The sequence below is a fragment of the Paraburkholderia elongata genome (assembly GCF_013177735.1).
Taxonomy (GTDB): domain Bacteria; phylum Pseudomonadota; class Gammaproteobacteria; order Burkholderiales; family Burkholderiaceae; genus Paraburkholderia; species Paraburkholderia elongata.
In genome coordinates this window covers 30329-50213 of record NZ_WOEZ01000260.1, presented here as the reverse complement: position 1 = coordinate 50213, position 19885 = coordinate 30329, and the positions used below count along the sequence as shown (strand labels likewise).

The 19885-nt window shown below is 61.0% G+C and carries 25 protein-coding genes and 1 pseudogene; 16 read left to right on the top strand and 10 right to left on the bottom strand.

The genetic code is table 11. The features are described 5' to 3' along the window. Positions 1-60 precede the first annotated feature (60 nt). The 3 genes from GNZ13_RS53155 to GNZ13_RS43840 all read left to right on the top strand — a co-directional run bounded on the left by GNZ13_RS53155 (position 61) and on the right by GNZ13_RS43840 (position 1167). The gene (locus GNZ13_RS53155) at positions 61-516 is read left to right on the top strand and encodes a glutathione S-transferase family protein (RefSeq protein ID WP_328807385.1); all 456 of its coding nucleotides are present in this window, start codon (positions 61-63) and stop codon (positions 514-516) included. 13 nt (positions 517-529) lie between these two features. Further along, a complete protein-coding gene (locus GNZ13_RS53150; RefSeq protein ID WP_328807384.1) occupies positions 530-739 on the top strand; it encodes a glutathione binding-like protein in 210 nt (69 codons plus the stop codon). 65 nt (positions 740-804) lie between these two features. Beyond that, positions 805-1167: a nuclear transport factor 2 family protein gene (locus GNZ13_RS43840; RefSeq protein ID WP_172176776.1), complete on the top strand. Its 363-nt coding sequence runs from the start codon at positions 805-807 to the stop codon at positions 1165-1167. A gap of 49 nt (positions 1168-1216) precedes the next feature. On the opposite strand, the gene GNZ13_RS43835 is transcribed toward GNZ13_RS43840, so the two are convergent. The 3 genes from GNZ13_RS43835 to GNZ13_RS43825 all read right to left on the bottom strand — a co-directional run bounded on the left by GNZ13_RS43835 (position 1217) and on the right by GNZ13_RS43825 (position 2989). Further along, a complete protein-coding gene (locus GNZ13_RS43835) occupies positions 1217-1396 on the bottom strand; it encodes a hypothetical protein (protein ID WP_172176687.1) in 180 nt (59 codons plus the stop codon). 39 nt (positions 1397-1435) lie between these two features. After that, positions 1436-2341 (bottom strand): NmrA/HSCARG family protein, encoded by a 906-nt coding sequence (locus GNZ13_RS43830; RefSeq protein ID WP_172176774.1) that lies wholly within the window; start codon positions 2339-2341, stop codon positions 1436-1438. Positions 2342-2410: 69 nt separating this feature from the next. Next, positions 2411-2989, bottom strand: coding sequence for a YceI family protein (locus tag GNZ13_RS43825; protein WP_172176772.1), 579 nt, complete (start codon positions 2987-2989; stop codon positions 2411-2413). Positions 2990-3249: 260 nt separating this feature from the next. Between GNZ13_RS43825 and GNZ13_RS43820 the strand changes: the two genes are divergently transcribed. Beyond that, positions 3250-4173 (top strand): LysR family transcriptional regulator, encoded by a 924-nt coding sequence (locus GNZ13_RS43820; RefSeq protein ID WP_172176770.1) that lies wholly within the window; start codon positions 3250-3252, stop codon positions 4171-4173. Positions 4174-4436: 263 nt separating this feature from the next. Further along, positions 4437-5234 carry a substrate-binding domain-containing protein gene (locus tag GNZ13_RS43815; RefSeq protein ID WP_172176768.1) on the top strand — a complete coding sequence of 266 codons (798 nt, stop codon included), beginning with the start codon at positions 4437-4439 and terminating at the stop codon, positions 5232-5234. A 142-nt stretch (positions 5235-5376) separates the two neighbouring features. On the opposite strand, the gene GNZ13_RS43810 is transcribed toward GNZ13_RS43815, so the two are convergent. After that, entirely contained in the window at positions 5377-6717 is a 1341-nt protein-coding gene (locus tag GNZ13_RS43810) for a sigma-54 interaction domain-containing protein (RefSeq protein WP_172176807.1), read from the bottom strand. A gap of 321 nt (positions 6718-7038) precedes the next feature. Between GNZ13_RS43810 and GNZ13_RS43805 the strand changes: the two genes are divergently transcribed. The 3 genes from GNZ13_RS43805 to GNZ13_RS43795 are packed head-to-tail and all read left to right on the top strand — an operon-like array spanning position 7039 to position 10452. Then, complete coding sequence (locus GNZ13_RS43805; protein WP_172176766.1) at positions 7039-7905, top strand: MBL fold metallo-hydrolase; 867 nt, start codon at positions 7039-7041, stop codon at positions 7903-7905. 39 nt (positions 7906-7944) lie between these two features. Beyond that, positions 7945-9612 carry a bifunctional protein tyrosine phosphatase family protein/NAD(P)/FAD-dependent oxidoreductase gene (locus GNZ13_RS43800; RefSeq protein WP_172176764.1) on the top strand — a complete coding sequence of 556 codons (1668 nt, stop codon included), beginning with the start codon at positions 7945-7947 and terminating at the stop codon, positions 9610-9612. Between the two features lie 33 nt (positions 9613-9645). Further along, on the top strand, positions 9646-10452 hold the full coding sequence (locus GNZ13_RS43795; RefSeq protein ID WP_172176762.1) for a sulfite exporter TauE/SafE family protein: 807 nt from the start codon (positions 9646-9648) through the stop codon (positions 10450-10452). Between the two features lie 109 nt (positions 10453-10561). Here GNZ13_RS43795 and GNZ13_RS43790 read toward each other — a convergent pair whose 3' ends face one another. After that, entirely contained in the window at positions 10562-11458 is an 897-nt protein-coding gene (locus GNZ13_RS43790) for a LysR family transcriptional regulator (protein ID WP_172176760.1), read from the bottom strand. Between the two features lie 194 nt (positions 11459-11652). Here GNZ13_RS43790 and GNZ13_RS43785 point away from each other — a divergent pair, with 194 nt between their 5' ends. The 3 genes from GNZ13_RS43785 (at position 11653) to GNZ13_RS43775 (ending at position 14154) form a co-directional block, all read left to right on the top strand. Beyond that, positions 11653-12087: a GFA family protein gene (locus GNZ13_RS43785; RefSeq protein WP_172176758.1), complete on the top strand. Its 435-nt coding sequence runs from the start codon at positions 11653-11655 to the stop codon at positions 12085-12087. 11 nt (positions 12088-12098) lie between these two features. Further along, entirely contained in the window at positions 12099-13478 is a 1380-nt protein-coding gene (locus tag GNZ13_RS43780; RefSeq protein WP_172176756.1) for an aldehyde dehydrogenase family protein, read from the top strand. A gap of 94 nt (positions 13479-13572) precedes the next feature. Beyond that, entirely contained in the window at positions 13573-14154 is a 582-nt protein-coding gene (locus GNZ13_RS43775; protein ID WP_172176754.1) for a DJ-1/PfpI family protein, read from the top strand. Between the two features lie 242 nt (positions 14155-14396). On the opposite strand, the gene GNZ13_RS43770 is transcribed toward GNZ13_RS43775, so the two are convergent. The 5 genes from GNZ13_RS43770 to GNZ13_RS43750 all read right to left on the bottom strand — a co-directional run bounded on the left by GNZ13_RS43770 (position 14397) and on the right by GNZ13_RS43750 (position 17882). After that, a complete protein-coding gene (locus GNZ13_RS43770; RefSeq protein WP_172176751.1) occupies positions 14397-15323 on the bottom strand; it encodes an alpha/beta fold hydrolase in 927 nt (308 codons plus the stop codon). A gap of 82 nt (positions 15324-15405) precedes the next feature. Beyond that, a complete protein-coding gene (locus tag GNZ13_RS43765) occupies positions 15406-16380 on the bottom strand; it encodes an alpha/beta fold hydrolase (protein WP_172176749.1) in 975 nt (324 codons plus the stop codon). Between the two features lie 80 nt (positions 16381-16460). After that, the gene (locus GNZ13_RS43760) at positions 16461-16919 is read right to left on the bottom strand and encodes a cupin domain-containing protein (RefSeq protein ID WP_172176747.1); all 459 of its coding nucleotides are present in this window, start codon (positions 16917-16919) and stop codon (positions 16461-16463) included. Between the two features lie 169 nt (positions 16920-17088). Beyond that, a complete protein-coding gene (locus GNZ13_RS43755; RefSeq protein WP_172176745.1) occupies positions 17089-17544 on the bottom strand; it encodes a universal stress protein in 456 nt (151 codons plus the stop codon). A gap of 152 nt (positions 17545-17696) precedes the next feature. Next, positions 17697-17882, bottom strand: a complete 186-nt coding sequence (locus GNZ13_RS43750; RefSeq protein ID WP_172176743.1) for a hypothetical protein — start codon at positions 17880-17882, stop codon at positions 17697-17699. Between the two features lie 355 nt (positions 17883-18237). Here GNZ13_RS43750 and GNZ13_RS43745 point away from each other — a divergent pair, with 355 nt between their 5' ends. From GNZ13_RS43745 to GNZ13_RS43730, 5 genes and pseudogenes are all read left to right on the top strand, one after another. Beyond that, positions 18238-18564: a hypothetical protein gene (locus GNZ13_RS43745; RefSeq protein ID WP_172176741.1), complete on the top strand. Its 327-nt coding sequence runs from the start codon at positions 18238-18240 to the stop codon at positions 18562-18564. 152 nt (positions 18565-18716) lie between these two features. After that, positions 18717-19004 carry a GYD domain-containing protein gene (locus GNZ13_RS43740; RefSeq protein ID WP_172176739.1) on the top strand — a complete coding sequence of 96 codons (288 nt, stop codon included), beginning with the start codon at positions 18717-18719 and terminating at the stop codon, positions 19002-19004. 22 nt (positions 19005-19026) lie between these two features. Next, positions 19027-19176 (top strand): annotated as a pseudogene (locus tag GNZ13_RS53145) (alpha/beta hydrolase); the annotation flags it as partial. A 3-nt stretch (positions 19177-19179) separates the two neighbouring features. After that, a complete protein-coding gene (locus GNZ13_RS43735; protein ID WP_172176737.1) occupies positions 19180-19524 on the top strand; it encodes a hypothetical protein in 345 nt (114 codons plus the stop codon). 89 nt (positions 19525-19613) lie between these two features. Next, a complete protein-coding gene (locus GNZ13_RS43730; protein ID WP_172176735.1) occupies positions 19614-19829 on the top strand; it encodes a CDGSH iron-sulfur domain-containing protein in 216 nt (71 codons plus the stop codon). Positions 19830-19885 lie beyond the last annotated feature (56 nt).

Here is a 19885-nt window from a genome sequence, read left to right as displayed (position 1 = left end):
TCTATTTCGAAAAATAGCATGCCGCCGTAGATTTGTCTCACCCCACTTAGGAGATGGATCGTGGTACGCAGAGTCGAAGGAAAAATTGCCGTCGTCACCAGCGGCACGACCGGCATTGAAGTTCTCGCATTCCCCACGCCCAACAGCGTCAAAGTCCCGATCGCATTGGAAGAGATGGGGCTCGACTATCGGCTCGTTCCTGTCAACCTGCGCCAGGGCGAGCAGAAGACCGACACCTTCAAGGCGATGAATCCCAACGCGAAAGTCCCCGTTCTCATCGACCGTTCCGTTCCCGGAGACGGCGATGTGGTCCTCAGCGAATCCGCCGCGATCCTGGTCTACCTTGCTGAGAAGACCGGACAACTTCTTCCGAAGAATGGCCCCCACCGGAGCAAGGTCTTCGAGCAACTCTTCTTCCACGCGTCCGGCCTCAGCCCGGCGTTCCTCCAGGCGTTTCTGGTCGCGATTCAGTCGCCGCCCCAACCCGAGGCCCAAGCGCGCGCTGTCGGAGGTTGACCGGACGCTGGGCGTGCTCGATCACGGCCTTAAGCATCGACGGTACGTTGCAGGTGACGCTTATAGTATTGCGGACATCGCCCATTTCGGGTGGGCGTGGCGCCATCAGGCGGTCGGCGCAACCCTCGACAAGTTCCCATTCGTCGCTCGATGGTACGCCGAGATCTCGGCTCGACCTGCGGTTGCCAGAGGCATCGCGAAGACCTTGGCGCTTGCTCAGTAATCCATAGCATCGATTTCCAGTGGTAGACGGTTGAGAGACAACTACTTGCCTTAAGGAGGCAGCCAATGTCCAACAGCATTTCGATCCTACTGAGACGCAATCTCGACGTCTTCGGTGAGAACGATCCCGTGCGCCGGCGCGCGGTCATCGACGAAATTTTCACCGAGGATTGCGTGTTCTATGACCCCAACAACGGCACCTACCGCGGCCGTGACGAGATCGACCGGATCGCGGGCGTGATCAAAGCAACTCACCCTGACTTCCAGTACCAGCCAATCGCCGAGCCCGATGTGTCGGGCGATGGCGGGCGGATCCGATGGGTATCCGGCCGTCCAGGTGAGGCTCCAGCTTATGCTGGAACTGACTTCATCGTTACGCGGGAAGGCAGCATAGCCGCCGTTTATCTCTTCTTCGACGCGCTGCCCTAAACGGGTCGCCATGGCCCCCGGTAATATCATCGGTCTGCGAAAGGGCGGATCAACTCACCACGCTCTGGGCGCGCAGCGATGTGTACGCCGCCCGCACCGCCGGAGAATGCGCCATCTGGGCATGCGCGTTCAGGGGGCGTCCCGTAGGCGAAGACTGGGCAATCTTTTGCAGAAGCGGGCGCGACGCATCAGGCGCGCCCTCGACTGTGTGAGTAGGAATCCGGCTCATGGGTATTAGCTCCTTCGTGGTTTGATGAGTGCACTTCGTTCAGGTGGCTGCCGGGATCGCGAAGTTCGCTTTGGCCCATGCGGCAAACTTCGTCGGTGGCTGGCCGGCGACTTTGTTGGCGAGCGCGATCGCGTCGCGCGAATCCGAGCCGAGATACGTGTGCGCTTCGAAGTAGGCGAGCATCGCCGCGATACCGTCGGCGTGCGGAAACCAGCTGGCAAAAACCTCGCGCGGGACTTGCTTGAACGAGAGCGTGTTTCCTTGTTGATTCAGGGTGGTGATGATCTCGTTGAAGCTCAGGAAATCGCCTACCAGCGCCAAATGTTCGCCGCGCCCCGCGAGTTCTGGCTGCGCGAACGCGCCGGCCACGAGGCGGCCGAGTTCGGTGATGTCGCCCATATGGATGACTCGCCGCTCCGGATCAAGCGGCAGCGCCCAACCCACGGCACCATCCGCTTGTTTCTGCGGAGCCATCAGACCGATCAGATTTTGGTAATAGAACGGCGCGATCACGAACGTGTGATACGCAAATCCGGCCTCGCTCACGATGGGGTCGATTTTCGCCTTGGCCGTGAAGTGCGGGACATTGATCGTGCCACCGCTGATCGTCTCCACATTGGGAAGCGTCGACCAGATGAAGTGCTGGACGCCGGCGTCTTTCGCCGCGTTGACGGCTGCGAGCGCCTGCCTGGGCTCGTCTGCTTGTGCTTCCCAGGAATTGGTCACCAGGAAAACGCCGTGTGCTCCGGCAAACGCGGTCTTAAGCGTTTCCGGACGATTGAAATCCGCCAGAACGACTTCGTCACCCAGCTTCGGATGCCTGGCCGGATTGCGCGTTAACGCGCGCACTTTGAATTGACCGCTCGCCTGCAGCGCGCGCACAACGGCGCCGCCTTGCTGGCCGGTTGCGCCTACGACGGCGATGAGCTTCTGGGTGTTCGACATGGATGTTCTCCAGGGGTATTTTGCTAGGGCGGTGCTACCTCACGCAACGAGCGCGGCGGTCCGACGGGATTACTGCTTCAGTGCTTCGGCCGAGATGAGCAGCTTGGTCTTCATGCTGAAGCCGTACGGCTTGCCAAAGTCGACGCCGAAGTCGCTGCGATCGAATTCGCCCACCGCGTCGACACCGCACACTTCGCGCTTGAGCATCGGATGCGGCATGCACTTGAACGAGTCGACTTTCAGCGTCAGCGGCTTGGTCACGCCGTGCATCGTCAGATTGCCGACGACAGAGGCCGGCTTATCGCCCTTGAACTTGATCGTGCCTTTGTAGGTCGCTTCCGGGAACTTCGACGCGTCGAAGAACTGATCCGACTGCAGATTCTGGTCGAGCTTCGTGCTACCCGTGTGGATCGACGCAATGTCGGTCGTCACTTCAACGGTACCGGTCTTTGCCGCGCGATCGAGCGTCACCGCGCCCTGCGACTTGTCGAACTTGCCTCGCCAGACCGACAGGCCGCCGATGTGGTCGGCCTCGAAACTCGGGTACGTGTGGTCCGGATCAAGCTGATACGTCGACACGTCCGCGAATGCCGAAAACGACAGTGAGGCGGCGAGTGCACCAGCCGCAATCATCAGATGCTTCTTCAAATCAATCTCCTTGAATCGTTAAGTTGCCGCGCCCGTGCGCGGTATCGGGCGACTGACGTTCAGCCGAACAGCTTGTTTGCAGTCTTGACGATCAGTTCACCCTAACGGCGTGCGCCGGCGAGCTCGATCGCGAATTGACTTGCCCGGCCAGCAGTCTGGAAACGGCCGGCTCCTGTGTGACACCTCAAGTATGGGGATTAAAGGCACTTCACACTAGATGGTAAAATAGGATTTAATTAATCCATTTATGGAGAAATGCCATGCTTGATCTGAATGATCTGGCGATGTTTGTCCAGGTCGTCCGCGCTGGCAGCTTTTCCGAGGCAGCGCGGCGTCTGAGCATGCCGGCAAATACGCTGAGCCGACGTATCGATCAACTCGAAGGGCAACTCGGCACACGTCTGCTGCATCGCTCGACTCGCAAACTCGCGCCGAGCACGGAAGGTCAGGCGCTGTTCGAGCGCTATGCGCCGGCGCTTGACCAGATCCTCGAGATCGGGCGACTCCATGCCGATGAGCAGGCACCGTCCGGCTCGGTTCGCGTCACCGCGATGGCCGGCCTGTTCGAGTTCTTCCGCATGGAATGGTTGGTCGAGTTCTACGCGCGCTACCCACACATCAGCATCGACTTCCTGCTCGACGATATGCCGTCCGATCTGATCGCCGAGCGCATCGATCTGGCCTTGCGCATGGGCATCGAGACCCGTAGCGGTCTTAAGGTACGGCGGCTGGCGCCGAGTGGAATGATCCTCGCGGCGAGTCCGGCCTATCTGGAACGGCGCGCTGCACCACGCACGCTGCGTGAGCTGGCCGAACACGACTGTCTGACGATTTCCAATCGCCAGGGTCGCAGCACTTGGCGTCTGCAGGGTCCACGCGGTAGTCAGGAAGTGTCGATCAACAGCCGGTTCGCGGTCAACGACATGCGAGTGCTGGCGCAGGCGTGTACAGCTGGACTGGGTATTGCGCTACTGCCGCAGTTAATAGTTGAGCCAATCATCGCGCAGGGGAAACTGGTACGCGTGCTGCCGACCTATCGGCGCGCCAGCACCGGCCTCGGCCTGCAGCTCGTTTACACGAGCCGCCCACCGGTGCCGCCCGCAGTAGCGGTCTTCGCCGAATTCCTTTCGGAGAAACTGGGCGACGCGATGACAAACCCGTCACGGAACCATGCCAGCCAATAAGTTCGTCACCTTACCCAGGGCGGGCGAAGCCTAAGAGTCGATTCACCGCCCGTTTGAGGCGCTGGAAGCGCCATCGACGAAGCCCGTCGCCCATAGGGATGGTTGTGCACGGTGGCCATCGCGCAAACGGCGGCGTCGCGGGACGCCGAATTGGCGCGGCATCGGTGCTGCGCGCGATGCCGCGCTGCCGGTTAACATAACGAGTGGCGTCCGGACTCGATTCATGTCCGGGCTGGGTCATCCGATCGACATGGGGTGGGGACGTGACTGGCCGCAAGCTGAGGGTTCACGCACTCGTATTATGCGTCGCGGGCGCATTACTGGGCAGCGGCGCGGCATCGGCAGATGAAGTCAAGGTGATGATTTCGGGCGGGTTTGCGTCAGCCTATCGGGAACTGGGCCCGCAATTCGAGGAGGCGACCGGCGATAACCTGGTCACCGTCTGGGGGCCCGCGGTGGGCACGGCCGCGAATGCCATCCCTGTGCGACTTGCGCGCGGCGAGTGGGCCGACGTGCTGATCGTGGTCGGCTATGCGCTCGACGATCAGATCAACGCTGGCAAGGTCGTGTCTGGCAGCAAGGTGGACTTCGCACGCTCGGCAATTGGCATCGCGGTTCGCGAGAGGGCGCCGAAGCCGGATATCAGCTCGGTCGACGCGTTGCGGCGCACGCTGCTCGCAGCGAAGTCGATCGTCTATCCGGACAGCGCGAGTGGAGTCTATATCGGCAGTGAACTGTTCTCGCGTCTCGGTATCGAGGGGCGAGTGGAGAGCAAGAGCCGCATGATCCCGGCCGAACAGGTCGCCAATGTCGTCGCGAACGGCGAAGCGGAGATCGGATTTCAGCAGGTCGTCGAACTGTTGCCGGTGAAGGGAGTGACGGTGGTCGGCAGTTTGCCCGCGGAGGTACAAAGGTACACGGTGTTCTCCGGGGCCATCGCCACCAATGCGAAGAATCCAGCCGGCGCAGAGGCGCTGATCCGTTTTCTGTCATCGCCGGACGCGGCCCCCGCGATTGCGAGGACCGGGCTCGAACCGCTAACGCCGAAGGCAGCGAACTGAGCGAAGCTGCGAGCCCAGCGCGCCGGCCGACTTTCTTTCGGATAGCCGAGGTGTAGCGCAACGATCATTACGTCATTGTTGGCGCCAGCATTTCCTGCCCCGCTGTCACCGTCTATCGAAACCCGACTTGCCTCCCGCCCAGTCACCTTCGCGTCTTTAGTCGACGATACAGCGTGCGTTCGCTCATCCCGAGGTGTTGAGCGAGCGCGCTGCGTGTCCCGGAGAACTCCTTTGCGAACCGTACGAACTCACGATCCGTAAGCTCGCCGCGTGCCGAGAATGAGGGTGAGCTCGTGCTGCTGCCCAGATACGCCGACTCCGCCGCCACCATGTCATCCGGCAGATGTTCGATCCGGATCACCCCGTCGTCGGCCAACAGGCAGGCGCGGTCGAGCACGTTGCGCAGTTCCCGGATATTACCCGGCCAGGAATAGGCATGGAGCCTCGCGAGCGCGTCCGTTGCAATGCTGAACTTGCGGCCCGCAATGCCTTGTGTGCTATCGATACGCTGGAGTATCGATTCGACGAGCAGCGCGATATCGTCGGGGCGCTCGCGCACTGCCGGCAGGTGAATCGGAAATGCACTGATGCGGTAGTAGAGGTCCTGGCGGAACCGGCCGTCGTCGATCATTTCCCGCACCGGTTTGTGCGTCGCCGCCACGAGCCGGAAATCCGCGCGCAAGGTCTCGATGCCGCCGACCCGGCGGAACGTGCCGGACTCGATGAGCCGCAGCAGCCTGACCTGCATTGACAGTGGCACATCGCCGATTTCGTCGAGAAACAGCGTTCCGCCTTGCGCGGTCTCGACGAGACCCGGTTTGCGCGCGGCTGCGCCAGTAAACGCCCCCTTTTCATAGCCGAAGAGTTCGGTCTCGAACAAGGCCTCCGTGATGCCGGAGCACTCGACAACGACAAATGGGTGTTGCGCTCGCTCGCTTGCCTCATGAAGGGCGCGCGCGAACAGTTCCTTGCCGGTGCCGGACTCTCCGAGGAGCAGGACCGGCAGCATCGAAGGCGCGACGCGATGCAGCGCCGAGATCGCCGCGTTGAACGCCGTCGAGCGCCCGACAAGGCCTTCCGCGCTCGGCTTGGCGGATGCGCCGCGCACCGTCGAGAGCCGCTCGACGTATGCCACCACCTCCCGCTGTGCATTGAAAATCGGCCGCAACTCGACATCGACATGCTCCGGCCCGCGAGGCGTGTGATGAATATGCAGCACGCGGTCGGGGCCGCGCAGTTCAAATGCCCGTTTCATCGGACAGTGCTCGCCCGCCTGATCGCAAGGGACGTCGTAGTGATGCGAAACCTGGTAGCACTTGCGGCCGAGGTGAGGCTGGCTGGCGACGCCGAACTGACGTTGATAAGCGGTGTTGGCGGCAAGGATGCGGTACTCGGGATCGAGCACGATCATCGGTTGAGCGTCGTGCTCCAGATATGACACGAGTGCATCGACATCCAGCGCTCGAGGCAGTTCGTCCGGCATCGTCGCGACGGGCGTGATCGGTATGAATGACTTTGGGGATTTCACGGCGGCGGCTCCGGTAAACCTCACTATACGTCGACACTGCCACAACTGCCACAACTGCCACCTGACAGCCAGAACTGGCAGTCTTCGCTCGCTGCTGACCGTCCGAGGACGGCATCGTCCAATCCAGGTAGATAAAAATATTGACGAAAATCAACAACTTATATGCCTTAAGTCAGATGGGAATGACGATGGCACGGTTCTTGTGCTGATTGCACCGACCCTGCCGCATTGGAAGCCCCATTTTTTGAGGAGAGGATGTTGAATACCACGAGTCCCATGCAGGTCGAAGGCTTCTTCGACCCCGGTACCTCGACGATTAGTTATCTGTTGCTGGATATCCGCACGGGCGAATGTGCACTGATCGACAGCGTCCTTGACTTTGACCCGAAGTCAGGCCGGACCTCCACGACGACAGCCGACAAGCTCATCTCGCGCGTTCACGAACTTGGCGCGAAGGTCCAGTGGCTTCTCGAAACCCACGTGCACGCCGACCATCTGTCGGCCGCGCCTTACCTCAAGGAAAGACTCGGCGGAAAAATCGCGATCGGTGCGCACGTGACGCGCGTGCAGGACGTGTTCGGCAAGCTCTTCAACGCCGGCGCGGGATTCGCGCACGATGGCAGCCAGTTCGATCACCTGCTCTGCGACGGCGAAACATTCGCCGTCGGAGCGTTGCAGGCGCGCGCCATCCACACCCCGGGCCATACGCCGGCCTGCATGACCTTTGTGGTCAGCGACGGCGTGCAGACCGCAGCCTTTGTCGGGGACACCCTGTTCATGCCCGACTACGGCACCGCGCGCTGCGACTTTCCCGGCGGCGACGCCCGTACGCTCTACCGGTCAATCAACAAGGTGTTGAGCCTGCCGGCGGACACGAAGCTGTACATGTGCCACGTCTACCAGCCCGGCGGGCGGCCTTTGCAGTTTGTCAGCACGGTAGCCGAGGAACGCGAACACAACGTCCATATACGCAACGGTATCAGCGAGGAATCCTTCGTTGCGATGCGCACCGCGCGCGACGCGACGCTCAACATGCCGGTGCTGATGCTTCCGTCGGTGCAGGTCAACATGCGCGCCGGACATATGCCCGATCCGGAAGATAACGGAGTGCCGTATCTCAAGATTCCCCTCAACGCAATCTGAGCCGGTGCACGTGGTTAGTAGGAGCAACAGGAGAAGTCGATGGACATCAAGAAACTGACGGCTGAACTGGCGGTATCACAACAGATTGCCGCATCCGACCTGCGTGCGATCGCGGACGCTGGCTTTCGCGCCGTCGTCTGCAATCGCCCCGACGGCGAAGGTTCCGACCAGCCCAACTTTAGCGAGATCGAGGCGGCGGCCCGTGAACAGGGTATCGAGACCCACTACCTGCCAATCGAATCCGGCAAGGTCGGCGATGACGAGGCTGCACAGTTCGGCGAACTGATGCAGGCACTGCCGAAGCCGGTGCTCGCCTATTGCCGCACCGGGATGCGCGCCGCGACGCTGTGGGCGCTGTCCGAAGCGCCGAGCCGGACACTGCCGGACATCATCGCCGCTGGCAAGGCAGCAGGCTATGATCTGTCCGCGCTGGCGCGACGTATTGCCAACGACGGCAAGGTGCCCGTCGAAGTCGCCGTGGCCAGTCACGACATTGTGATCATCGGCGCAGGCGCCGCCGGCGTGGCGGCAGCCGCGAGTCTGCTCGCGCGCGAGCGCAACCTCGACATCGCCATCATCGACCCCGCCGACGTCCACTATTACCAGCCAGGTTGGACCATGGTCGGAGCCGGTGTGTTCGATCCCGAGACCACCGCCCGCGAGATGGCCGCCGTGCTCCCGCGCAAGGTGCACTGGATCAAGGCCGCGGTGGCTGCGTTCGAGCCGGAAAAGAATTCGGTTGTTCTCGAAGGATGCCGGGTGGTGAGCTACAGGCAGCTCATCGTTTGTCCGGGACTGAAGCTGGACTGGCATGCTATCGACGGGTTGCCGGAAACCCTCGGACAGAATGGCGTGACGTCCAACTATCGCTACGATCTTGCTCCCTATACCTGGCAGCTCGTGCGCGAACTCAAGGGTGGCCGCGCGCTGTTCACCCAGCCGCCGATGCCGATCAAATGTGCCGGGGCGCCGCAAAAGGCGATGTATCTGTCCTCGGATCACTGGCGGCGTTCAGGCCGGCTTGACCAAATAGATGTCCAGTTCTTCAATGCCGGGGCGGTGTTGTTCGGCGTGGCCGACTATGTCCCGGCATTGATGGAGTACGTCAAGCGTTACGACATCGCGTTGAACTTCGGTTTCAACCTGAGTGCGATAGACGGGCCGGCCAGGCGCGCGATTTTCAGGCGCACGCTCGAGAACGGCAGTGTGGAATCGGTGACCCGTGAGTTCGACATGATCCACGTGGTGCCGCCACAGAAGGCCCCGGACTTCATCCGCGTCAGCCCGCTGGCCGATAAGGCGGGCTGGGTCGACGTCGACCAGACGACGCTGCGCCACAAGACCTACTCAAACGTCTTTGCGCTCGGCGATGCCGCGAACACGCCAAATGCGAAAACCGCCGCCGCCGCGCGCAAGCAAGCACCGGTTGTCGCCCACAACGTGCTTGCCGCCCTCGGGAAGGTCCGGGGCGAGGCAGCATACGACGGTTATGGATCATGCCCGCTGACCGTCGAACGCGGCAAGATCGTGCTCGCGGAATTCCTCTATGGCGGGAAGGTCGCGCCGACGCTGCCGACCTGGCTGATCGACGGCAAGCACCCGTCGCGCCTCGCGTGGTTGCTGAAGGAGCGCATCCTGCCGCCGCTTTACTGGCAGGGGATGCTCAAGGGGCGCGAGTGGCTGGCGCAGCCTGAACTCGTGGGCTAACGCAGCGGTGGCTCACAACCTATCGGACTCCTCATGCTAACTTCACTTATCCTCGGCGCCATCGTTGGCGCGGTGCTCGGCCTGACCGGCGCGGGTGGCGGCATCCTCGCAGTTCCGGCACTGGTGGCCGGCATGGGCTGGCCGATGCAGCAGGCGACGCCAGTTGCGCTGGTTGCCGTGGCGGGCAGCGCTGCGATCGGCGCGCTTGAAGCATTCCGGCAGCGGCTCGTCCGTTACCGCGCCGCGCTGTTCATGGCCGCGGCGGGCGTGCCGCTGACCTCGCTCGGCGTGCGCCTTGCGCACGCGATGCCGCAGCGCGTGCTCTTGGCCCTGTTTGCCATCGTCATGCTGGCGGTGGCCGGACGGCTGTTGTCACAGGCTTTGCGGCGCGGGCGGCCGGACCGTGCGGATTCACGGTTTTGCGTCGGCCGCATGAACCCCGATACCGGCCGGCTGATCTGGTCGTGGACCACCGGGGCCGCACTCGCTGCAACCGGTGCGCTGACCGGGCTGATGACGGGACTGCTCGGCGTGGGCGGCGGCTTCATCATCGTGCCCATGCTGCGCAAAGTGACCAACGTGTCGATGCATGGCATTGTCGCCACGTCGCTGATGGTGATCGCGCTGGTCGGCAGCGGCGGTGTCGTCGCGACGGTCCTGCACGGCGCGCCGCTACCGCTCGAGCTGACGCTGTGGTTCAGCGTGGCGACAGCGGCCGGCATGGTGGCCGGGCGACTGGCCTCGCACCGTCTCTCCGCGCAGCACGTACAGGTAGGTTTCGGATGCGTGTTGATCTGTGTGGCGCTCGGCCTGATGGCAAAAGCCGCACTGGGCAGGTGACCCTGGGGCCGACACATTAGAAGTGCGGCAGTCGATCGTCCCATGTCAACTTCGGAACGGACGCTTGGGAAACTCACCTCCGCTTCGGCATTGCCAACGCACGCAACCATCATGCCGTGCGGGCGGCCACTCGCTGCTGCCGCAAAATCCTGACGAAGTTCAGCACGGTCGGCGACCTTTCCCGTTGCCGATGGATTAACGCAATACCCGTCGAAAGCGGTTTGCCCTTCAGTTCGTGATACGACACGCCTTCGACCTGGATCTGCCGGATCGATGCGGGAACCATAGCAACGCCGAATCCGGCCGCCACGAGGTTCGCCGCCGATGAGATCTGTGGCGCCATGCTAATCGAGGGCGCGAAGCCGGCTTCGCGGCAGGCGCCGATGATCGAGTCGTATAGATCCGGGCCGATCGGTCGTGGAAAGAGGATGAACGAATCGTCCGCAAGGTCTGCCAGATCGATGCGCCGTCGCCGGTTCAAGCGATGGTTCGCCGGCAACACCGCCAACATGTCTTCGTCGACGAGCGGTTCGACGATCAGATCCCGACAGTTCAGCGGCATGCGCACCAGAGCGGCATCGAGCTGCCGCTCGACGACTTTGTCGAGCAACAGCGAACTGTTGCTCTCCTCGCAACTGATCGACACGCGCTCGTACGCATGCCGATACCGCTGCATTGTCATCGCGACAGTTGGATGAAACACCGTCGAACCCGCGAAACCGAGCGAAAGCCGTCCCGTCTCTCCGCGTCCCGCGTTCTGTACGTCGACGAAAGCCTGCTGCACGTCCTCGACGATACGCCGCGCGCGCTCGCGAAAGAGCTGTCCCGCTTCAGTCAATTCGATGCGACGCGGATGCCGGATAAACAGCTGAGTGCCGATTTCCCGCTCGAGCTTCAGGATCTGCTGGCTCAAAGGCGGCTGGGCGATTCCCAGATGCGTCGCGGCATCCGTGAAATGCAGGTGCTCGGCGACAGCGAGGAAGTAACGCAACTGGCGAAATTCCATATCTTTTTCGTCTCCAAAAAGTGACTTCGAGATATTGGACTAATGACCGGTTTGATTTTAACCTTTGTGTCAACCCGATGCGCTCAAGGGGCGCAGCCGAATCAGCTGGACGAAGTCGATGCGCGTCACGCTCAACGTCTCATGAGGAGAATTCGATGTCAGCAGCGCGTACATCACTAGTTTAAGGAATCCTTATGATTGAAAATCCTTCTACCCCTCCCCAAACTCTGACTGGCCGCTGCATGTGCGGAGCGGTGTCTTACAAGATTTCCGCGCCGCCGGTGGCCGTCGGCCTGTGTCATTGCGACCGTTGCAGGCCGCAGGCGGGGAGCGCCTTCTCGACAGTGATGTTCGTGCAGCGTGATGCGTTCGAGATCAATGGCGAAACCGCTGTGTTCGAGGACGTAGGAGCGAGTGGCATGAAAGCCCTACGGCGATATTGCCCTCAATGCGGCTCACCTCTGATGACGGAGGCCGACGTCACTCCAACGTTGTTCTTTGTGAAGGCAGGGGGGCTCGATCAGACAGATTGGCTACGGCCGACTTTCGAGATGTTTGTCAGCCGTCGGATGCCTTGGGTCAGTGCACTTCCCGGTGCGGCTCAGTTCGACGGCAATCCCACACTTTAGTTGAGGCTCCAATGAATCCGTTTCAAACCATTTTTGATGCGCAGAAAACCTATTTCGCAACCGGCGTTACGCGAACCTGCGACTGGCGCGTCGAGCAGCTCGATCGGATGGCCCAATTGCTTGTCGAGAACGAGGCCGCGCTTCAAAAGGCGATGGCAGTAGATTTCAAAACCGCCAGCCAGGAATATATCTTCGAGACTGCAGCATCACTCGGTGAGATGCAGTTCCAGAAAAGCCAACTGAAAAGCTGGATGGAACCGGAAGAAGCACCACTCCCCAAATTTCTTGCTCAGACGGGATACAAAGGGGTTGTCTACCGTGATCCTTACGGCGTGACGCTAGTCATAGGGCCGTTCAATGGCCCCCTGCTCTTGCTCCTCCGACCGGCCATTTCCGCGCTGGCAGCTGGAAATACCTGCGTACTTAAGCTTTCCGAGCAACTGGGTGCGACCTCCGCGCTACTGCTGGAACTCATGCCTCGTTATTTCGACCCACGCGCTGTGACCGCCGTGAGGGGCGGACGCGAGGAAGTCACCGAGCTGTTGAAGCTGCCCTTCAATTTCATCTTCTTCACCGGTAGCACCAAGGTTGGCAAGATCGTCATGAAGGCGGCAGCCGAGAATTTAACCCCAGTGCTGCTTGAACTCGGCGGCCAAAACCCCGCGCTCGTGGACGCGACCGCAAACATTCAGGATGCTGCCAAAAAAATTGTTTGGGGCGCCATGGCTTGGGGCGGCCAATGGTGTACATCGCCTGGCTATGCGTATGTTCATGAATCTGTCGCCGATGCATTCGTTGCTGAGGTCAAGAAAGCCGTTGTCGAGCTCTACGGCACTGACCCGAAGAACAATCCGGATTACTCGCGCGTGATCAACGCCCGAGAAGTTTCACGGCTGGCCGGGCTTATCGATCCAACCAAGGTCGTGTCAGGCGGACAATCCGATCCCGAGGCACGATACCTCGATCCGACGATTCTCTATCCGGTTACATGGGACGATGCAATCATGGAAGAAGAGGTGTTTGGTCCGGTCCTTCCGATCCTCACCTATAAGACCCTCGACGAAGCATTGGGTCGGATTGCCGGTACGCCCGATCCGCTCGCGGCTTACGTGTTTAGCAGGGACCAGAAGGTGATCGACCGCTTCATCGGCGAACTTTCGTACGGCGGCGGCGCGGTGAACCAGGTCAACATTCATCTATTTGTTGAATCCATGCCGTTCGGAGGAACAGGACAATCCGGCCTGGGCCACTATTATGGCAAGCATGGCTTCGACGCGCTCACACACGCGAAATCTATGCTCATATCGCCGCCCGACTCAGCGATCGACCACCTGTTCCCTCCTTACACCGACGCTAAGAACCAGGCGCTGGCGAAATGGATGGACTATTGACCGTCTATGCCACCCGTCAAACAGGTACAAGAACGTGTAACCTGGTTCCCGAACCCGCGGGCTCGAGAGTGCCCGTATATCCGATGAGAAGATCATGACTGTCAAGAAGATTTTGCTGCTTACCGGCGACTATGCCGAGGATTACGAAACAATGGTGCCGTTTCAGGCCTTGACCATGGTCGGACACAGGGTCGACGCCGTCTGTCCCGGCAAGCGCGCGGGCGAGAAGGTGAAGACCGCCATCCATGATTTCGAAGGCGATCAGACCTATACGGAAAAGCGCGGTCACGACTTCGTCCTGAATGCCAGCTTCGACGCGATCGACCCGGTCTCGTACGATGCCCTGTGCATCGCCGGTGGACGGGCCCCCGAATATCTTCGGCTCGACTCCAAGGTGATCGCTCTGGTGCGGTATTTCGCCGAGGCGAACAAACCGATCGCGGCCGTCTGCCACGGCCCCCAGCTTCTCACCGCCGCCGATGTGGTCCGCGGCAAACGCATCGCGGCCTATTCGGCCTGCGCGCCGGAGGTGACCATGGCCGGCGGCGTCTATGCCGAGATCGCCGTTGACGCGGCGGTGACCGATGGCAATTTCGTCACCGCCCCGACCTGGCTCGCCCATCCGCAATGGCTGACCCAGTTTCTGGCGGTGCTCGGCACCAAGATCGCGCTCTAGGTATGAAGTCTCAGGAGGTCGCCCACTCGGTCTGAACCGAGGAAGCCGAAGTTGCTAAGGCTTTAGTTTTCCAAGGAGAGCGAATGGGCATCCACAAGAATGCGCGGGTCGAGAGATTTGGCCGGTGACGGTCTGACTCCGGTCGTTCGGCGGAGCACGTCGAAAGTCCGCAACGGATCGTCTGCGGAAACTCGCCGTGGGACCACCCCACGAGAGCTGTGGCGAGAGGTAGAGCAAAAATGTCAGGATCGCGCTGTGTCCGTACCACGCTGGCTAACAGGCTCATGATCAATGATGCGTTCGACAAAGCTCGCAATCAGCGGAGCGATCGTTGGCAGGCATTCCTCGAGCGCGAAGTGCCCGGTATCCAGCAGATGCAGTTCGGCATTCGGCACGTCGTCCAGATAGGCCTGCGCGCCAGCGTCCACGAAGAACGGGTCGTGACGGCCCCAGAAGATTAGCGTTCGCGGCTGGTGATCGCGTAGCCACGCCTGCCATTTAGGGTACAGGGCGATATTCGAGTGGTAATTCAACGCGAGATCGACCTGGATCTGAGCCCGGCCGGGCAAGTCGAGAAAGTGCTGGTCGAGAGTCCAGCCATCGGGTGCGATCAGCTCAGGATGCGCCGCACCGGTGAGGTACTGGCTCCGCGTCATCTCCAGCGTCAGCAGGCTGAGCACGCCTTCCTCAGCGCCTTTCGCACCCGGCTTCATTGCCGTGAACTTCTGCGCGATCGGGCTGAGACCTACCGTGTAAGCGTTGCCGTTCTGGATCACCAGACCCTCGATCCACTCCGGATGCCGTGCGGCCAGACGAAAACCCACCGGCGCGCCGAAATCAAACATATAGGCGACGAAGCGATGCAGCCCGAGTGCGTAGCAGAAACCCTCCATCACATCCGCCAAGCGATCGAAGCTGTAGGCGAACGGCCCGCCCAGCGTGGCAGGCACGGGAGCGTCGCTATGACCAAAGCCCGGGTAGTCCGGTGCGATCATGTGACAGCGATCGCCCAGCGCTTCCATCAACCGGCGGTACTGATGAGACGCGGACGGAAAGCCGTGGAGCAGCAGCAAGGTCGGCGCGTCTTTGCGTCCGGCTTCCCGATAGAAGATTTTGATGCCGTCGACGTCAACGTAGTGATGGGTAACCTGAGGGATGTTCGTTGCCATGAGTCGTTTTCGGGCCCGCGGAAAAGTGAACCGTTCTATCTGCAGCGCTTCGCAACGTGCGCCACAATTCTGAAGCGAAGTCCTAAGACGGTCGCGCTCCTTGGAGGAGGCGCTCCGCAGCGGATCCGTTCGGCATCACCGGTGAAAGAAAATTGCACATGCAATTGGCAATTTCCATCGCAAGGTCGTTGAGTGCGAAGTGCCCCGCATCCAGAATATGGACTTCTGCGGACGGCAACTCCCGTCGGAACGCCCACGCGCCCTCGACCGTAAAGATCGGATCATGACGCCCCCAGGTGACCAGCGTGGGTAGCTGGCGATCGCGAAGCCACGCCTGCCAGCGCGGATAGCTGTCGAGGTTGCGGCGGTAGTCATAGGCCAACGCCATCTGGATCGCCGCCTGTCCGGGGCGTTGCAACTGCTTGATTTCATCCATCCACAGGTCGGGGTCGTAGCGCTGAGGGTGGTCCCGTCCACCAATATGGCGCGCCATCCCTGCCGCCACTGACGTGAGCCCGGCCACGAGGTCCGCCTCATGCGCTGCACGATCTGCCCAGAAGGCACGACGCTTGGCCCAGGCCGGCGACAACCCTTCTTCATGCACGACGGCATTCTGCACGACCAGGGCCTTGACCTTATCAGGCTGCGCCATCGCTAGCCGCATGCCAATCGGGCCACCATAGTCCTGCACGTACAAGGCATATTCGCGCAGGTCCAGCGCATCCGTGAACGCCAGCATCGTTGCGGCCAGATTGTCGAAGGAATACTCGAATTGGTCTGGCGATGGCGCGGACGACATGCCGAAGCCCGGATAGTCCGGTGCAATCAGCCGGAAACGCCCGTTCAGCAAGGGAAACAGTGGCTCGAACATGCGCGACGACGACGGATAGCCGTGCAGCAACAGGATTGCCGGTGCGTCCGGCGCGCCGCATTCGCGGTAGAAAATGTCGGCGCGGTTCGCGCTCACCGTTCCGTACCGCGTCCCGAGGAATGCGTCGCAATCGCTGCAGTCGGGCGCTGCGCAAAGGCCGTCGTGGGTGGCCGATTTGTTGGTCATGGTCAGTTTTCTCCGGGTCTCTGCAGCGCACGCGGCTTAGGGCTCAGCGCGCTGTCGCAGCGATACCTTCGGCGCCGCGCTCAGCGCTCGAGCAGATCCTGCGGCTCGATGCCCGCCTCGCTGCAGTAGCGCTGATAGTCGCCAAGGCGATCGGCGGTTGTGATGCGGCGTTTGGTCTCGCCATCGTGACCAAGATACTCGACGGTGCCCATCACCACGACCATCACGACCAGTGGTTCGTCACCGACCGCCTCCCACCAGTCGACGTTGCCGGCAGACTCGTGCACGTAGTCGCCGGATCCGACAGTTTCGCCAGTACAGAGGCGACGCTGCCCTTCAAGGTTGAAGGCGTGCACTTCGCCGGTATGACGGTGCAGGCCAAGCTTGACACCTGGCGCCAGACGCATCAGTTCCACCCAGCCGCGATCATCTTTCAGGAAGCGCAGCGGCCGCGACCACTTACCCGGACCCTCGGGGATCCACAGCCCGTCTGCGGACAAGGGGCTGGCGCGGGTGACCGTATGTCGTTCATTGATCATGCGATGGCTCCGAATAGATGGCGACATTGTTGTTCGGTTAGCAACGCGCCGAGGCGCGCAGCGGAGTCTATCACCCGTGACAGGCACGCATCTCAGCGGATCTCCGTAGTTTGTGCAATGGCGATGCGAAGCTTGGGAAACTACTGCGAAGCGGGAATTAACGCGGTCATTATCTATCAGTGTGGCGCCCCTTTTTGATCGTCGCCGGATCGCGCACGATCGTGACGGCGCACGGTGCATAGGCGAGAACCTGGCGGGCGACTGAACCGATCAACCAGCGATCGAACGGCGTATGACCGCGATGCCCGACGACAAGATGATCGATATCGTGCTGCTCCGCGTAGAGCACGATCTCCTTCGCGGGCTGCCCTACCGCGAGATCGAACTGGGGATGTTCGTCATAAGAGGCGAGCTTCGCTTTGACTTCTTCGAGAATCTCGTTGGCGTGGCGCAACTCGAGATCGACAATTTGCACTCTTTCTAGTTCTATCGCACCCCAATCCGGCGCGCGCGCAACGACGAGGACATGCAGGCGCGCGTCAAAGCGCTTCGCGAGATCGACCGCAAAAGTGACGGCATATTGCGCGGATGGCGACCCGTCATAACCAACTAACACGTTCTGCATGATCTGCTCCCGTCCGGCTCAAACCGGAACATGCTTCGATTGAACGGTGACCGTTTCCAGACTGTGCGGCGTCGGCGGGAATATGCGCGTGATTGTCTCCCGGGCGTGCCGCGTGGATCAATGCCGACGACATCAACGCCTGTGGCGTTATATCAGTTGTCGTCGCTCCGGCTTGGAAGATGCTCATGAGGTACGGGCTCTGCCGCTTCGGCGTCGGGAAGGTCGTCTTTCGCGGGTTTTGTCGATTCCTGTGAGCCGTTCTTGCGGGTCGTGCCGGATGGGGGTTGCGCGGGGTCGAGAGGCTTGTCAGTCGGCTCAGCGGACGGATCGGAGGGCATGGTTTGCTCCTGCGCTGATGAATGCTGTTTCTACCATGATAGACCGCATTGAGTTTGGGGGAGCGCGAAAGCCGTGTCGGCCGCTGCGTTTGGCTGCGATGCGCAAACTGGCGAAGCAACGGGCGCAGGGAACTGATCGTTGATAGCCCAACGCCCGGGCCTCGGGGACACATCGGAGCAGGCGAACGATTATGACCTACACTAGAAAACGGTCTTTCGCGTGCTCGAGTGCCGCTTTGACGCAATGCAACGTCGTTGGCAGCTGATTGAAGCAGACGAATGGCCATGGCACGGGCAACACACTGTCATCTGCTGCCCGAGTTCATCTGGAACTGATGTTCAGGAGGGGGGCGTCATGTTGCAAGCCAGCGAAATGCAAAAGCGCTTTACTCATCTGCAGCAAACCGTCAGCGAGGCATCACAGACCTGCCATGCCGCCGCGACGATTCCAAAGGACTTGATGAAGTGGGTGGATGAGATCGATAACGAATGCAAATCGGCAAAGAAGGTCATGTCGTCCAGGGATGAGGGTCGAATCCGGCAATGGGTCGATGATCTCGAACGTATTGGTGATCGTGCAGAGCGCGCTTGCCAACAGGCCGGCGGTCTCGATGCCAGGATCACGAATGCGGTCAGTTCGATGCATTCGGAACTTTCTGACCTGAAGCGACAACTGCACTGACCTACCTAACGGCCCCGGTGCAACCCGCCGGGGCTATTTGCACTTCGGCGCCATCAAGACGCGCAGCAATGCATCCGCTTGACACGCGGCCGTTTGCTTCGGCGCGACTGCCGTGCCCGCTTGCGGAGCAAAATTTTGCACGGAGGTATGTCATGGCTACGTACGTCATCCTCAGTCGTCTCGCTCCTGACGCGTTCAAGGATCCCGAGGACCTGAAGCAACTCGCCGCCACAGTGGCCGAGAAGATCAGGGCCGCATGCCCTGCCGTCACCTGGAAGGACAGCTATCTGACACTCGGGCGCTTCGACGTCGTGGACGTTGTTGAGTCGAACGATCTGAAACAGCTCGAACTGGCGGCGTTGATCATCCGAGGCTACGGACACGCCGCCACCGAGACCCTGCAAGCGACGCCGTGGCACGAGTTCATCGCGGCACTGTAACGGAGATTGATGCATCGGGCTCGCGCGCTTCGGCGAGGCGCTCTACCACGCGCTGGCCGATCCGAAACATCTGATGGTTGTGAAGGCGGCTGAACATAACGACTGGATTGGGCACGTCGACGATGCCTGGTGGCAGGAGGCGATCGGCATCCTGCTCGCGCCTTCTCATTGAAATATGAAATCCCGCTCTATCCCGCCCAGGTGGGAACGATTCTACGTCCTCGATGAGAAGAACAGGCCTGTCGAGGTGTTCGACCGCAGCGAGTGGTCGCGCTGGATGTCTGAGAACGAACTGATCTTCCGTCGCACGTTGCTGGAAGAATCCGGCGTGGCGGTCACGACCCGCTTCCGCGGTGGGTCCGAAACGAGTACCGGGGAGGCCCTGTTGTTCGTGACGCGCATCGCCGGAATGCACGCGCGAGACAACAAGAGCTATGGAGCAGGTACGCTCGATGAGGCGCTGGAGCAGCATGAGCGTATCGTACAGAAAATCCTCCGGATGCTGACCTCACACAACTGACCTCTAACGAACCGCCATGCTCTACGACAGCAACAACCCGTTTGCAAAAATGCTGCGCGGTGTCCGGTTCAACGCCATGGGAGACGCAAATGCCAACTGCTATCGTCACGCCGATCAATGACGGCCCATACCGCATCCAGGGTGAATTCAGGATCACCACTCAGGGCGGTAAGCCTATCGAGGTGAGCAAGGATGAAGTCTGGCTATGCCGATGCGGTCACTCGAACAACAAACCGTTCTGCGACGGTTCGCACAAGAAGGCCGGGTTCGCGAGCAACCTTGACGAGAAGCCTCAGGAAGGCTGACCGGCAGGAAGCCGCCGCTCGCGAACGGTGGTGCGTGACGCGGGCAGCATGCGGAA